The sequence below is a fragment of the Colwellia sp. BRX10-1 genome, from assembly GCF_014077545.1.
In the GTDB taxonomy this organism is placed as follows: Bacteria; Pseudomonadota; Gammaproteobacteria; order Enterobacterales; family Alteromonadaceae; genus Colwellia_A.
In genome coordinates this window covers 1-329 of record NZ_JACGWC010000123.1, presented here as the reverse complement: position 1 = coordinate 329, position 329 = coordinate 1, and the positions used below count along the sequence as shown (strand labels likewise).

At 43.8% G+C, this 329-nt stretch carries 2 rRNA genes; both read left to right on the top strand.

The features are described from left to right. Positions 1–103, top strand: a 23S ribosomal RNA gene (locus H4J75_RS19815); the annotation flags it as partial. 141 nt (positions 104–244) lie between these two features. Continuing rightward, a 5S ribosomal RNA gene (rrf, locus tag H4J75_RS19810) occupies positions 245–329 on the top strand; the annotation flags it as partial.

Here is a 329-nt window from a genome sequence, read left to right as displayed (position 1 = left end):
CTCCCTAAAGGGTCGTTGGAGACTACAACGTTGATAGGTCAGGTGTGTAAGGACTGCGAGGTCTTGAGCTAACTGATACTAATTGCCCGTGAGGCTTAACCATACAACACCCAAGTAGTTTTACTACGAAGTGTTTGTAAAAGACTGACAGAATAACTTCACGCACTGTAATGAATTGAATAAGAAAACGCTTTTATATTTATCGCTCTAACGAGCAACAGCTTTCAAGATTGTAACCTTTTTGTCTAGCGACAATAGCACTGTGGCACCACCTGATCCCATTCCGAACTCAGAAGTGAAACGCAGTAGCGCCGATGGTAGTGTGGGAG